General features: G+C 51.6%; 13 protein-coding genes. All 13 read left to right on the top strand.

Annotated elements, in window-relative coordinates; genetic code table 11:
• The first annotated feature begins 1 nt into the window (after position 1).
• The 13 genes from Q0Z93_RS02350 (at position 2) to argC (ending at position 13,419) form a co-directional block, all read left to right on the top strand.
• Positions 2 to 556 carry a hypothetical protein gene (locus tag Q0Z93_RS02350; RefSeq protein ID WP_298062187.1) on the top strand — a complete coding sequence of 185 codons (555 nt, stop codon included), beginning with the start codon at positions 2 to 4 and terminating at the stop codon, positions 554 to 556.
• A 137-nt stretch (positions 557 to 693) separates the two neighbouring features.
• Entirely contained in the window at positions 694 to 1,749 is a 1,056-nt protein-coding gene (locus Q0Z93_RS02345) for a 6-bladed beta-propeller (protein ID WP_298062185.1), read from the top strand.
• A gap of 254 nt (positions 1,750 to 2,003) precedes the next feature.
• The gene (locus Q0Z93_RS02340; protein ID WP_298062183.1) at positions 2,004 to 2,147 is read left to right on the top strand and encodes a hypothetical protein; all 144 of its coding nucleotides are present in this window, start codon (positions 2,004 to 2,006) and stop codon (positions 2,145 to 2,147) included.
• 56 nt (positions 2,148 to 2,203) lie between these two features.
• Positions 2,204 to 3,262, top strand: coding sequence for a hypothetical protein (locus Q0Z93_RS02335; RefSeq protein ID WP_298062181.1), 1,059 nt, complete (start codon positions 2,204 to 2,206; stop codon positions 3,260 to 3,262).
• A gap of 108 nt (positions 3,263 to 3,370) precedes the next feature.
• Positions 3,371 to 4,855: a proline--tRNA ligase gene (proS, locus tag Q0Z93_RS02330; protein WP_298062179.1), complete on the top strand. Its 1,485-nt coding sequence runs from the start codon at positions 3,371 to 3,373 to the stop codon at positions 4,853 to 4,855.
• A gap of 142 nt (positions 4,856 to 4,997) precedes the next feature.
• Positions 4,998 to 5,609 (top strand): ribonuclease HII, encoded by a 612-nt coding sequence (locus Q0Z93_RS02325; protein ID WP_298062178.1) that lies wholly within the window; start codon positions 4,998 to 5,000, stop codon positions 5,607 to 5,609.
• 189 nt (positions 5,610 to 5,798) lie between these two features.
• Positions 5,799 to 5,999: an NVEALA domain-containing protein gene (locus Q0Z93_RS02320; protein WP_298062176.1), complete on the top strand. Its 201-nt coding sequence runs from the start codon at positions 5,799 to 5,801 to the stop codon at positions 5,997 to 5,999.
• A 65-nt stretch (positions 6,000 to 6,064) separates the two neighbouring features.
• A complete protein-coding gene (locus Q0Z93_RS02315; RefSeq protein ID WP_298062174.1) occupies positions 6,065 to 7,147 on the top strand; it encodes a BF3164 family lipoprotein in 1,083 nt (360 codons plus the stop codon).
• 845 nt (positions 7,148 to 7,992) lie between these two features.
• Entirely contained in the window at positions 7,993 to 9,108 is a 1,116-nt protein-coding gene (locus tag Q0Z93_RS02310) for a 6-bladed beta-propeller (protein ID WP_298062172.1), read from the top strand.
• An 8-nt stretch (positions 9,109 to 9,116) separates the two neighbouring features.
• Positions 9,117 to 9,623 carry a hypothetical protein gene (locus Q0Z93_RS02305; protein ID WP_298062170.1) on the top strand — a complete coding sequence of 169 codons (507 nt, stop codon included), beginning with the start codon at positions 9,117 to 9,119 and terminating at the stop codon, positions 9,621 to 9,623.
• Between the two features lie 306 nt (positions 9,624 to 9,929).
• Positions 9,930 to 10,526, top strand: coding sequence for a GNAT family N-acetyltransferase (locus tag Q0Z93_RS02300; RefSeq protein ID WP_298062168.1), 597 nt, complete (start codon positions 9,930 to 9,932; stop codon positions 10,524 to 10,526).
• 352 nt (positions 10,527 to 10,878) lie between these two features.
• Positions 10,879 to 12,093, top strand: a complete 1,215-nt coding sequence (locus tag Q0Z93_RS02295; protein WP_298062166.1) for an argininosuccinate synthase domain-containing protein — start codon at positions 10,879 to 10,881, stop codon at positions 12,091 to 12,093.
• A 333-nt stretch (positions 12,094 to 12,426) separates the two neighbouring features.
• Entirely contained in the window at positions 12,427 to 13,419 is a 993-nt protein-coding gene (argC, locus tag Q0Z93_RS02290) for an N-acetyl-gamma-glutamyl-phosphate reductase (RefSeq protein WP_298062164.1), read from the top strand.
• Positions 13,420 to 13,527: the final 108 nt, after the last annotated feature.

Below are 13,527 nucleotides of genomic sequence, written 5' to 3'. Positions count from 1 at the left end.
GATGAAACGTATCGTATTATGGATCGGGGCGATGTTGGTATGCGCAGGATGCGGAAGCGGACGGCAGGGCGATGGAAGGGTTCAGCGATTGATCGGACAAAAGATCGTTTTCTCTGATTCCCTGCTGGCTTCCACCCGGCTGTGGATGTCCGATTCACTCAGGTTACAGGCGGTTGCTATTGTGCCGAAAATATTGGTTTGCGTTACGGCTCAGGAATGTAATCTGTGCCAGATGCATATTCCGCAATGGAATATTTATATGAGAGAACTGAGACGTTGGCAAGGAAAGGTGCCGGTTGTTTTTGTGGTTGCTGAACAACCGGAGAAGGCGGTTCCGGCAGTCAGGAACGGTCATTGTCCGGCAACGGTGCTGACTGATCCGGATAGTGAGTTTTGGGAGGCCAATAATTTGCCTGTCCATCCGATTTTCAATACTTTCCTGTTGGATGGCGACAACCGGATCGTACTGGTCGGTTCGCCGATCGGTAATGCGGCAATGTGGAAGCTGTACCGGTCTGCAATAGATACTTTGCGGGCTGATGGTGAACGAGGATAGGGAAGACTGGATTATTGTTCCGGGCGGGTCGGATTATTGTACATTCTAATCTTCGAATCGTTTATAAAATGCCCTGTTCCTGCTATTTTCATTGTGTGTGGGGGCAGGGTGTTTCTTTTTGTTAATTTGTGTTAATGATGATAAATAAAATTTTTACTCTTTGTACGTTGGGACTCATGCTGGCTTGTTCGGGTCCGCAGACTGAGATGGAAACAGAGCAGGTCGTAGTCGATTTCAAAGCTCCCGAGCCGACTTTAAAAGTGGAGCGAATTATTCAGCTGGAGACCAATAATGAGGCTCTTTTCGACCAGTTCTATCGGGTGAAGATCGCCGGTCGGAATATTCTGGTACAAGACCAATTCAAGATCGTGGTTTATGACCTGAATGGAAAATACCTGTCGAAAGTGCAAAAAGTCGGGCACGGGCCACAGGAATACATAACGATTAGTAACTTTTGGGTCTTCCGGGACGAACTATATGTCGTTACCAATGCAAAAAAAAGCGTATTGGTCTATTCTCTGACGGGGCAGTACCTGCGGACAATTCCGTTGGATTTCGCTCCGGAAGCAATAGTCGTGATGGAGAATTACATGGCGTTTAAATCGGCTTATAATCAGGATGGGACGTTGATTGTTACCGATAGGGAGGGACGGAAAAAATATGAAACGATTGCGCCGATACTGGCAAAAACTACGGTCAGTATCCCTGCCGTCTTCCCCTTTACCGAATCCGATGGGAAGGTCTATTATTTCCCGGATTTCAGTTCCAGTATTTATACGGTCGGTCCTGATACGTCCGATGTGAAGCAAATTAAACTTGACTTCGGAGTTCATACTATTACTCCGGAATTTATACAGACATTAACGGCCGGGACGTTTATGGATGAATTTGAAAAGCACGGGATCGTTAGCTTTCCGAGTTTTTATCCAACACGCGATTGGTGGGGGATGGTTTTTTCGCTGGGTGATACAGAGTACAGTTGGTATTACCATGCGAAAAATGGCAGACAATGTATAGTTGAGGCTCCGGGAATTATTTCGGTTAAACCGATAGCATGTGCTACCGAGGATTACTTTATCGAGGTGGCAGAAGCGGCGGAGTTTCTCTCGAGTTCCAGATACGCCGCCTATAGGCAAGGCCTTAAGGTGGACGAAAATGACAATCCGTTGCTGATTTTTTATTCCATTCAGTAACTGCCGGCTTCGCGAGCGAGCTATTTTGAGGCGAACGGGACACCAATTCTTGGCGCATACGAAAAATCGACTCTTTGTGACGTCCGGTTGCCCAAAGGCAACCGGACCTTTTTTGCAGGAAAAATTAATCGTTTGGATTTCATGTCATATCTTTGGGAAAAATGCGACCGCGGAACACGTCATACATTGTCCGGCGCCCGAGACATGTAATTTTTGAGAAAGTTCCCTGAGATAATGCCTGCGCCGGGGCGGTAATGACCTATCTCAAAGCACAACCTAAGGAGCAGCTTTCATATCTTACCCTCGCCAATCTCGAGGCGATGGCAGAAGTCGATTACGAAGTGGATTTGGGTGGGAAAAAGGTCGGTGCAAAGGCAGTGGAGGCTGTTTTGAGGTAGATGGGGTCATTTTCCCCGGCACTTGGACATCCGTTCAACCGCTTTAAGGATAAACAATGCAAAAAATTTTTAGGATATTCGTTGCGATCAGCGGGATTTGGCTGTTCGGCTGCGGCCGGCGGGATACGGTCCCTGAACTCGAAGATCTGTTTCCTCCGTCAGCTGAGATGCAGGCCCGGACTCGTATGATGGGCGCTTTGGAGGGCAACGCCTCCGACGGCGAATATTTTGTCGCCTCCTGCGGACGCTTCGTTGTCGGTTCCAATCGTACCGATCCTGCCATTACTATTTTCGACACAATGACCTTTCGCTCAGTCGGAGTGATCCGGAAAGGAAAAGGGCCGAATGAAGTGGTTTATATCGGTTCTTTGCACGAAAATGACGGCGATCTGTATGTTTATAACACTCCGGCTAAGCAGGTGTTGACCGTGCCGGTCGTGGCCGAAAAACTTGCTCCCTCTTTCGCCAGGCAGGTCGTCGATGTCGATTACATGGAGATGCTTCCTATTGCCGGCCGCAGACATGTCGGGAGTGGCAGTTCGGCAAGTGATGATCTGCAATTCTATCTGTTGGACAGCATGGGGAAGCGAGTAGAGGCCATCGACGACTATGTCCCCGACCCGGAAGGACGCACTATCGCCTCCTATGACAACGCATTCGGACAGCAGGGGCCCTTGCTGCGGTCGCCGGACGGCCGGCACTTCATGTACGCCTCTCGAGACGGTTTGGTGCTGAAATTCTTTCGGGCTGACGACGATCATGTCCGCAAAATCCGCGAATATATTGTTCAGGCCCCTCTTTTTACCCCCATGTCCGATCCGGAGGCCCGGTTTTACACCGTGGCCGTCGATCCCAATAATATGCAAGGCGTCGAAAGCCTTACCGCCGACGACCGGTATTATTATCTGTTGTTCTCGGAACGTCTGCTGAGCGACGAGGTCTCCGAAGCCGACCAGTTGCTGGTCTTCGATCATGCAGGCGAACCGGTGGCACGTATCCGGCTGGATCGTCCCGTCAATCGCATTGCGGCTGACAGCCGGTCGGGCAAGCTCTATGCTCTGATTCAGGAGAGCGAACAGAATCGGGTGGCGGAGATTCTCCTGCCCGAGCTGTGACCGCCTCTGTCAGCCGATTGTGCGTCCGAACCCTTTTTCCGCCCTCCCGAAATAGCGGGAGCGGCGGATTTTGTTTATCTTTGCCCATCGGAAAAATATACGAAACTCATGGCAAAAGAGCTCAAAGACCTCACCTCGCGCGAGGAAGATTACAGCAGATGGTATAACGAACTGGTGGTCAAGGCCGGGCTGGCGGAGGGTTCCGCCGTGCGCGGCTGCATGGTGATCAAGCCCTACGGCTACGCCATTTGGGAAAAGATGCAGCGCGCGCTGGACGACATGTTCAAGGCGACGGGGCATGTGAACGCTTATTTCCCGCTCTTCATCCCGAAATCGTTTTTCTCGAAAGAGGCGCACCATGTCGAGGGGTTTGCCAAGGAGTGCGCCGTGGTGACGCATTATCGGCTCAAGAACGACCCGGACGGGCAGGGGGTGATCGTCGATCCGGAGGCCAAACTCGAAGAGGAGCTGATCGTGCGGCCGACTTCCGAGACCATTATCTGGAATACCTATAAGAACTGGATTCATTCGTATCGCGACCTGCCGATTCTGTGCAACCAGTGGGCCAACGTGGTGCGGTGGGAGATGCGGACGCGGCTGTTTTTGCGGACGGCGGAGTTTCTGTGGCAGGAGGGGCACACGGCCCATGCCACGCGCGAGGAGGCGATGGCCGAAGCGGAACGGATGATCGGCGTCTACCGCGATTTTGCCGAACAGTGGCTGGCCTTGCCGGTGATCGTGGGACACAAGAGCGACAGCGAACGGTTCGCCGGGGCGGACGATACGCTGACGATCGAGGCGTTGATGCAGGACGGAAAGGCGCTCCAGTCGGGGACTTCGCATTTCTTGGGCCAGAATTTCGCCAAGGCGTTCGACGTGCAGTTCGCCAACCGCGAGGGGCAGCTCGATTATGTGTGGGCGACGTCGTGGGGGGTCTCCACGCGGTTGATGGGGGCATTGATTATGGCGCATTCGGACAACAACGGTCTGGTGCTGCCGCCGAAGTTGGCGCCGATTCAGGTGGTGATGGTGCCTATCTACAAGGGGCAGGAGGAATTGGCGGCTATCGTCTCGAAAATGGAAGAGATCGCGGCGGAACTCAAGACGCGGGGGATCAGTGTCAAGATCGACGACCGGGACAATGTGCGGAGCGGATTTAAGTTCGCGGAATATGAGCTTAAGGGGGTTCCGGTGCGGCTGGCCATCGGGCCGCGGGACTTGGCGAACGGGACGGTCGAACTGGCGCGGCGCGATACTTTGACGAAAGAGGTGGTGCCGGCGGCGGGGATTGCGGAGCGGATCGAATCGCTGTTAGGGGATATTCAGCGGAATATCTACGACAAGGCTTTGCGGTTCAGGGATTCGATGATTACGCGTGTGGATACTTACGATGAGTTCAAACGGGTGCTCGAGGAGAAGGGCGGGTTTATTCTGGCTCACTGGGACGGGACGCCGGAGACGGAGGAGCTCATTAAAAACGAGACGAAGGCGACGATTCGGTGTATTCCGGTCGATGCGCCGGCGGAGGAGGGTACTTGCATTGTCAGCGGCAAACCTTCGCACCGGCGGGTTCTGTTCGCGAAGGCGTACTAAAAAACGGTAGCGGTCATTCGTCATCGTGAGGTGTCCGGCTGTGCGACTGGCAACTATCTGGAAACACACCGCCGAAGCCGCGACCGACGGTGCACAGCACCGCTGAATTTAGAGGGAGCCGGACAATCATAACAGATAACGGATGCTCGAGCTCAGTTTATATGGAGGAATTGAAGTCGGCTTGGACGAAGCCGGGCGCGGGCCCCTGGCCGGGCCCGTGTTCGCCGGAGCAGTACTGCTGCCCCCCGGTTTCCGCGACGAACGGCTGAACGACTCCAAGCAGATGAACGAACACGACCGCTACGCCTTGCGTGAAGTGATCCAGCGCGAGGCCGTGGCGTGGGGCGTCGGCGAAGTGACAGCCGCAGAGATCGACGAAATCAATATCCTCAACGCCTCATTCCGGGCCATGCGGCGGGCATTCGCACAGTTAGCGGAACGGCTGCCCGAAGGGATGAAAGTCGACCGGCTGCTGGTGGACGGGAATCGTTTCCGGCCCGGCACGCTCATCATCCCATACGAATGTATCGTCAAGGGAGACGCCAAGCTCGCCCCTATCGCCGCAGCATCCGTCCTGGCCAAGACCTGCCGCGACGACTATATGATCCGTATTCACGAGGAATACCCTGTTTACGGTTGGAAACAGAACAAAGGCTATCCGACCCGGGCACACCGCGATGCCGTGATGCGGTACGGACTTTCGCCGTACCATCGGGTCACTTTCTGCCGCCGGTTCTTGGCACCAGAAGAATAAGGGGATCGCAAGAGGAAATAAATTTATAGCTCATAAAATATGTTTTATATTGTTTTTTTTGCCGTATTTTTGAAATGGGTTGGAGCTGTGCTGAGAAAAGTCTAACTTTAAAATAAAACAAACTTAAAAAAGTTTGCCAAAATTAGGCTGGTCGCGGGTAGTGTACTCGCAATCGGCAGCGGGGCTGTCTTGAGTTGTCTCTATGCGCAACCTCGCGAACGGCCGTCTGATCTGACGCTGGCCAATATCGAAGCGTTGGCCGAGAATGAAACCGTGACGACCTATAATTGCGTAGGCAAAGGAGATTGTCCCGGATTTACCTGCGGGGTTTGTATGACCACGATTCCTGCAGGAAAAGGGAATCTGACCGGCGGTCATAAATGCTGGTAAGGACACAGATGATTCATAAAGAACCTGTTCCGACCGTTCGGAGCAGGTTCGATATTTCTACCATGATGGCAAAAAACGTAGTTTTTCTGTTCTGCCTGTTCGTGCTCTATGCCTGCCGGCAATCGCCCGTTCGATACAGCGGCGATCCTGTTTTCCCGGACACCGATACGCTTCAGGCTACCTTAATCAATGCCGATTTTATCTTTGACTTTCCCCGGCAAATCGCTCTGTCAGACTCTTTGCTGGTCATTCGCGATGTGGGGGCGGCCATACCGGGCGAGCCTGCATACTTCCATCTCTTTTCCGACCGGGGGGATTATCTCGGCAGTTTCGGACGACGCGGCCGCGGCCCCGGAGAACTGTTGGAAAGCACTACACTGACCTTTGACCGGAACGGAACCGCCTATGCTTATGATCCGGCAAGCAAAAAGACAGTCTGTTATCCATTGCACGATTCCCTGCCCTGTCCGTTTCGAGAGTTCGATATGCGGCAGGCGCTTCCCGATTCGCTCGTGCGGCAGCGGTACACCCGAATTACAGACCTGCTTCGGATCCCTGCCGGAGATTTCCTCGTCATCGGAAACAACGACTTCCTCCGATTCGGCATTTATACCGGACAAGGCTCCGTGCGGCCGATCTGGAATACCTATCCGCAATTGACCGCGATGGGCACACCGGCTGAAGTTTGGTCGATCTTCAATTCATCCGCCAAATACCGTTTGGCTCCCGATGGTTCCAAGCTGGCCTGCGCGACCTACGTCGGAGCGGTGTTGGACTGTTACAGTGTGGATAATGACCGGATGGAGAGGATCGGAACTTATCGTATATACGAACCGGTTTATAAGATTTTCGAGGGGGTAACGCCGACGCAAATTACCCGAACCGATCGCACCGTCATCGGCTTCGAGGATTTGGATGTGACGAATCGGTATATATATGGTTTACTGAACGGTTGTTCTCAGGGAGCTTATGCCTATCCCGACCGGATTGTCGTTTTCGATTGGGAGGGGAGGCCGGTGCGGAGCTATCATGTTGATATGCCGTTATGCAAGATCGCGGTGGATGACAAACGAGGGGTGATTTATGCGCTTACGGCTTCGGAGGGAGAGCCTTGCCGGTTGGTTCGTTTCGATCTGCCGGATGAATAACGGACGGCGGGTGGGGGAGAGAATCGCGGGGGCGATTCGAGAACCTTCTAATGCTGGACTTCAGTTGGAGAACTTTATGCAGGCGGCACCGTCATGTGGCGGGTGCCGCCTGCCGTTTGATCATTGGCGGAGTTTCTGCCGCCGATTCTTGGCACCAGAAGAATAAGGGGATCGCAAGAGGGAATAAATTTACGCGATTATATACTTTATCGTACCAGCCATTTCTTATCCAATTTTTCGGCTCGCGCCGCCCCCCGGCCGCGAGAAGCGGCCCCCGGCGCAGGGCCGAACTCGAAAAAGGAGGAAAGTATATAATCGCGTAAATTTATACGCTCATAAAATTTGTTTTGTATTACTTTTTGTCGTATTTTTAAAATGGGTTGGAGCTGTGCTGAGAAAAGTCTAACTTTGGAACAGAACAAACCTAAAAAAGTTTGCCAAAATTAGGCTGGTCGCGGGTAGTGTACTCGCAATCGGCAGCGGGGTTGTTCTGAGTTGTCTCTATGCGCAACCTCAGGAACGGCCGTCCGATCTGACGCTGGCCAATATCGAACTTTTCGCAGCCCCATGCAAAGAAAATCTCGAGGAACACTGAGGGATTTTTACTGTAACAGTCTGCAATAGAAAAACAGATTTGGCAGGCGCCATTGGAAAAGTTGCTTGTAATGCGGAGGCTACTACAGCATGTCAGTTTTCTAATGTAGGGAGATGACTTGTAAACTCAAGGCGGAATCATATGTGATTCTGCTTTTTTGTTAAAAGTATGGGAAGCTATGATGAGAATAAAGATTAGTTCAATATTAAGTTTACTGGTTCTAATCGTTGGTTCATGTACACCAAACCGTATGGAAGAATTGACCGCTATTGAGGTGAACTCTTCCGAGAAAATGCCGATTTCCCGTTTATTCCAACAGATAGATTTGATTCCATTGGAAACTTGTGATTCATCATTAATTGGGATGGATGTAAAACGGTTGGAGTGCAAAGCAGACCGTATTTATTTACTCAATCAAATGAATACGCGATGCAACTTACTGTGCTTCGATACGACCGGAACATTTCTTTTTCGAATAGACCGTATGGGGAATGGCCCTCAAGAATATATTTATTTGGGAGATTTCTTCATTGACCCAAGGAAAGAGCAGATCGTACTAATAGCTGAAAGCGGACATTTTTTATATTTGGATTTAGACGGAAATTTTATTGCAACTCATAGAATAGAGCGGGGATATTACGCAAAGCAAACTGTTGTACCAGAAAAGGAATCATTCTATTGGGCTTTTAATGATGTTCAAGAATATTCTTTAGGTATAGATTTATTACAATTGGATACGGCTACAATGGAAATCCAACGAGCATTTTCATCGGGTACCATTCTTCCAAACAGTCTTCCTGCGCCATTGGCGACCAATGGCGTACAAACAATATATTATCATATCAACGACACAATCTACGACATTGGTAAAAATAAAATAGCCCCTTTATATCGGGTCTGTATGGGGGAAAAACAAGATATTTGCAAGCGTAAACTTTCGGAACTCATTGCAAAGGATCCGATCGGATATGTCGCTCAAGTCAGTCAATGGTTTCAAGATGGTGATTTTAAAATGGTTACCCATGTAGGATTAACGCCGTCTCAGTTATTTATTTCTGCCGTTAAACAAAATCCTTCGCAATTCCGAGTGTTACAAGCACAAGCATTTTTTGTGATTTACGATAAAGTCACCGGAAAAACATATAACTCCGAAAATTTAAAATGGGACATTCTGGGACTTGAATCAATTGCAGATGTCGAATTAATCGGTTATTCCGACAGTACATTATATGGATGGTTCAGGCAGCCTTTTTCAGCAACAGATAAAGAAAAGATAAAGAAAAGCAGGTATTTGCCTCAAAATATTAAAGAAAAGTTATTACGTCATACAGAGGAAGACAACCCGGTTTTGTTTATGCTCCGATAATTCCGCCCATGAAACGAATCCCGATTATAGCCTTTTGGATTTTGGCGTTCTGGAGCTGCGGCACGTCCCGCCCCGTTCCCGAAGAAGCCTTTTGGAAACAAGTATTCGAGCGAGAAAACCTGACCGATTCGAGCGTGTTGCTCCTGTATATCGGCGAAGGCATGTGCGTGGAATGTATCAACAAAGAACTGATAAACCTGGGCGAATATCCCGAAATCGCCCGGAATACGGTGATTATCGGCAGTTTCTCGAATAAACGCCATTTTCTGGCGTCGGTCGCTTCCGTCCAGGTCAAACGCAAAATATTCGTGTCGGCGGATGGAATGCCGAATATCAAGTTCTCCGCTGCCCTGCAACCGCATTATATGCTCTATGTCGCGCCTTCCCGGACTTTCGAGCCGCCGTATTATCCGGTCGATTGCTCGACGGAAAGAACCCGCGATTATTACCGCAGTGTCCGTTCCGTATTTTCTGTTCGGGAATGGCCCTCCCTGCCTTCCGACACCGCCCAGTAAATCTGCGGAGAAAAATATCGGCGATTCTTATAAATTTTTAATACCTTTGTCCCGTTATTTCTGAAAACCGGAAACCGAGGACGATCGTGAATACTTCCGCACTTTCTCTGCGACGACGACGATAGTTCCCCTGCATAGCTGCCTCCCTCCTCATTTTTTGCGGGATGCAGCGACATGACAGAGGAACGCCTCCTTGTATTGTGCGTGTTCCGCCGGTGTCTTTCTTTTGCTGCGACGGCAGTCCCGCACGCTTCCCGAATTACCGGACAATAAATTCATACATTCTACATAAATCTTGTACACAAGATGACAATCGATGATTTCGATGTCCTCGTTGCTACCGAGGAACACACTCGATTCGCACAGGAAATCTGCACCGAGATGGCCGAATCCGCCAAGGCGCGCGGTACCGGTATCGCCAAACGTACTCCGGAATACGTGGCCTCCAAAATGCGCGAAGGCAAAGCCGTGGTGGCTTTCCACAAGGATGGCCGCTGGGCCGGGTTCAGCTACATTGAAAGCTGGGGACACAGCGCTTATGTGGCCAATTCGGGCCTGATTATCAATCCGGAATTTCGCAAACTGGGGCTGGCCAAGGCGATCAAGACCAAAACGTTTTTCCTTTCGTTGGTCAAGTTCCCGGGGGCGAAGCTGTTCGGGCTGACGACGGGCCTGCCGGTCATGAAGATCAATAACGAACTGGGCTACCGGCCGGTGATCTTCGCGGAACTGACGGATGACGAGACGTTCTGGAAGGGGTGCGAAAGTTGTGTCAATTTCCCGATCTTGCAGAGCAAACAGCATAAGAATTGTCTCTGCACGGCGATGTTGTTCGATCCGGCGGTGGACTCGATCCGGGTCCCGTGGCCGGCGGATCTCCCTAAACCTGAAAACTTTAAATAATTATCGTTCGTTTTCTTTGTGCCAGTTTTAGCGACGGGAGTGAACTGTTCTCTTTGTGAACAAAGAGAACCAGAAAAACTTTCTGAGATGCTTGCGCATCTCTTGAGCCTGCCGGGTATCCTTGTCTTTGATTCTCTTGGGGTGTGAGCAATAGCGGGCAATTGAGTACTGTACTTTATGCCCGCTATTGCCACACCCCAAAGAAAACTCAATGCAAGAGGACTGCGGAGCGTAAGGAGTAGCGTAGCTATCTCAAAAGTTCTTTGCGCCGCTTTCTTACAAGAAAGCGGCAGTCCCATCCGGTAGCTAAAGACTGACGAAGAAAAACGGACAATAAAAACATGTTAAGATTATGGAAAAGAAGAAAGTCGTATTAGCCTTCAGCGGCGGCTTGGACACCTCATACTGCGCCATTTATTTAGCCAAAGAGCGCGGATTGGAAGTACACGCCGCATTAGCCGACACCGGCGGATTTTCGGCCGAAGAATTAGCCAAGATCGAGAGCCGCGCCAAAGGGCTCGGCGTAGCCAGTTATGTGCGGTTAGACGTGTCGCACACCTATTACGAGCAGAGCATCAAATACATGATCTTCGGGAACGTGCTCAAGAACAGCACCTATCCGATTTCAGTCAGCTCCGAACGGATTTCGCAGGCCACCGCGATCGCGAAATATGCCAAAGAGATCGGCGCCGACTATCTGTGCCACGGCTCGACCGGCGCCGGGAACGACCAAGTGCGGTTCGACATGATTTTCAATATTATAGCACCGGAGATCGAAGTCATCGCCTTGATCCGCGAAAAACGCCTCGCACGGGAAGAAGAGATCGCATACCTGCGTTCGCACGGTGTCGATTTCGACTTTAAGAAAGCCGAATACTCGATCAATCAAGGGATTTGGGGCACCTCGGTCGGCGGGAAAGAGACCTTGACCTCCAGCGAGACGCTGCCCGAAGCGGCTTATCCGTCGCAGCTCAAGGTGGCGCACGACGCGCCGGCGAAACGAATCGCGCTGACGTTTGAACGGGGCGAATTAGTGGGGATCGACGGCAAACACTACGACGACAAAGTCCGGGCGATTCAGGATTTGCACCGCATTGCGGCGCCGTATGCGATCGGACGGGATATGCACGTGGGGGATACGATTATCGGGATCAAGGGGCGTGTGGGGTTCGAGGCAGCGGCGCCGATGATCATCATCAAGGCGCACCACATGCTGGAAAAACATGTGCTGGCCAAGTGGCAGCTTTTCTGGAAAGACCAGCTCTCGGCGTTCTATGGCAATTATCTGCACGAGGGGCAGTATTACGACCCGGTGATGCGCGATATGGAGGCGTTCCTCGAAAATTCGCAGCGAAATGTCTCGGGGGATGTCTTCGTGGATCTCTACCCGTACCGGTTTGTGGTGGTGGGGATCGACTCGCCGCATGACCTGATGTCCAGCAAGTTCGGTGCCTATGGCGAAACGATGAGTAACTGGACGTCGGATGATGTCAAGGGTTTCGGGCGGATCTTCGGCAACCAAAATGCGATCTATTACGCGGTAAATCCTTCTGAAATCGATAAATAAACCGTTCGTTTATTCTCGGCCTTAGTTGGAGGTAACCGTACCTTTTCTGAAGAAAAGGTACCCAAAAGACTTTCAGATAGCTACGCTACTCCTTAGGCTCCGCAGTCCTCTTTCTTTGCATTGGTTCGGGGCGCGGGAATCGGGCCGATAAGGTACAAGCCTCATCATATCGGCCCGATTCCCCGCACCCCGACAAATCAAAGACAAGGGTATCCGGCAGGCTCAAGAGATGCGTAAGCATCTCAGAAAGTTTTTCTGGTTCTCTTTGTTCACAAAGAGAACAGTACCCTCAAACATAGGGCAGTGATTAATCGAACGGATAATATAGATATTATGGAGAAGATACGTGTAGGGATTATCGGCGGCGCCGGATACACCGGCGGCGAAGCCATGCGGCTTTTGATCAACCATCCGAACGTCGAATTGGCGTACGTGCACAGTAACTCGAACGGCGGGAATTTAGTCAGCGACGTACATGCCGACCTGTTCGGCGATACCGAGATGCGGTTCACCGACGCTCCGGTCGGTGAACTGCCGAAAGTGGACGTAATGTTCCTGTGCGTCGGACACGGAGACGCGCGGAAATTCCTCGAAGCCAACCATATACCGGCCGACGTGCGGATTATCGACCTCTCGCAGGACTTCCGGATCGCACCCGAGACATCGATCGACGGGCATGAATTCGTCTACGGACTGCCGGAACAGAACCGAGCGTTGATTCGGGAAGCGAAGAATATCGCCAATCCGGGGTGTTTCGCCACCTGTTTGCAGCTCGCCCTGTTGCCTTTGGCGGCCGAGCGGCTCATCAAGGGGGATGTGCACATCTCGGCGACCACCGGTTCGACCGGGGCGGGGCAGAAGCTGGCCGCGACGTCGCACTTTTCGTGGCGGGCCAATAACCTCTCGACGTACAAAGTCTTCGAGCACCAGCACCTGCGCGAAGTCGGGCAGATGATCCGGTCGTTCGAGCCGAACTACGGCGGGGCGGTGAATTTTATTCCGTACCGCGGAGACTTTACGCGGGGGATCATCGCGTCGGTCTACACCGACTTCGCCGGGACGCTCGACGAGGCGCGGCGGATCTACGGGGATTACTACGCTTCGGCGGCTTTCACGCATGTGAGCGACCGACCGATCGCGCTGAAACAGGTGGTTAATACGAACAAGTGTCTGGTTCACCTGACGGTGCATGAGGGCAAACTCCTCGTTATGTCGGTGATCGACAATCTCTTGAAAGGGGCGTCGGGACAGGCGGTCCAAAATATGAACCTGATGTGCGGCTTGCCGGAAACAACGGGACTGCGGCTCAAACCGCTGGCTTTTTAACCGTTCGTTTATTCTGTGCCCTATTGGAGGCAACCGTACCTTTTCTGAAGAAAAGGTACCCAAAAGACTTTCCGATAGCTGCGCTACTCCTTAGGCTCCGCAGTCCTC

Origin of the sequence: uncultured Rikenella sp. (assembly GCF_947628055.1) — a bacterium.
Classification (GTDB): Bacteria; Bacteroidota; Bacteroidia; order Bacteroidales; family Rikenellaceae; genus Rikenella.
This window is presented reverse-complemented; position numbering and strand designations above follow the sequence as displayed.

Excerpts from the sequence above, each read along its gene's own strand:
- Q0Z93_RS02350 (WP_298062187.1), top strand. The coding sequence starts at position 2 with ATGAAACGTATCGTATTATGGATCGGGGCGATGTTGGTATGCGCAGGA.
- Q0Z93_RS02345 (WP_298062185.1), top strand. The coding sequence starts at position 694 with ATGATAAATAAAATTTTTACTCTTTGTACGTTGGGACTCATGCTGGCT.
- Q0Z93_RS02340 (WP_298062183.1), top strand. The coding sequence starts at position 2,004 with ATGACCTATCTCAAAGCACAACCTAAGGAGCAGCTTTCATATCTTACC.
- Q0Z93_RS02335 (WP_298062181.1), top strand. The coding sequence starts at position 2,204 with ATGCAAAAAATTTTTAGGATATTCGTTGCGATCAGCGGGATTTGGCTG.
- proS (WP_298062179.1), top strand. The coding sequence starts at position 3,371 with ATGGCAAAAGAGCTCAAAGACCTCACCTCGCGCGAGGAAGATTACAGC.
- Q0Z93_RS02325 (WP_298062178.1), top strand. The coding sequence starts at position 4,998 with ATGCTCGAGCTCAGTTTATATGGAGGAATTGAAGTCGGCTTGGACGAA.
- Q0Z93_RS02315 (WP_298062174.1), top strand. The coding sequence starts at position 6,065 with ATGGCAAAAAACGTAGTTTTTCTGTTCTGCCTGTTCGTGCTCTATGCC.
- Q0Z93_RS02310 (WP_298062172.1), top strand. The coding sequence starts at position 7,993 with ATGGAAGAATTGACCGCTATTGAGGTGAACTCTTCCGAGAAAATGCCG.
- Q0Z93_RS02305 (WP_298062170.1), top strand. The coding sequence starts at position 9,117 with ATGAAACGAATCCCGATTATAGCCTTTTGGATTTTGGCGTTCTGGAGC.
- Q0Z93_RS02300 (WP_298062168.1), top strand. The coding sequence starts at position 9,930 with ATGACAATCGATGATTTCGATGTCCTCGTTGCTACCGAGGAACACACT.
- Q0Z93_RS02295 (WP_298062166.1), top strand. The coding sequence starts at position 10,879 with ATGGAAAAGAAGAAAGTCGTATTAGCCTTCAGCGGCGGCTTGGACACC.
- argC (WP_298062164.1), top strand. The coding sequence starts at position 12,427 with ATGGAGAAGATACGTGTAGGGATTATCGGCGGCGCCGGATACACCGGC.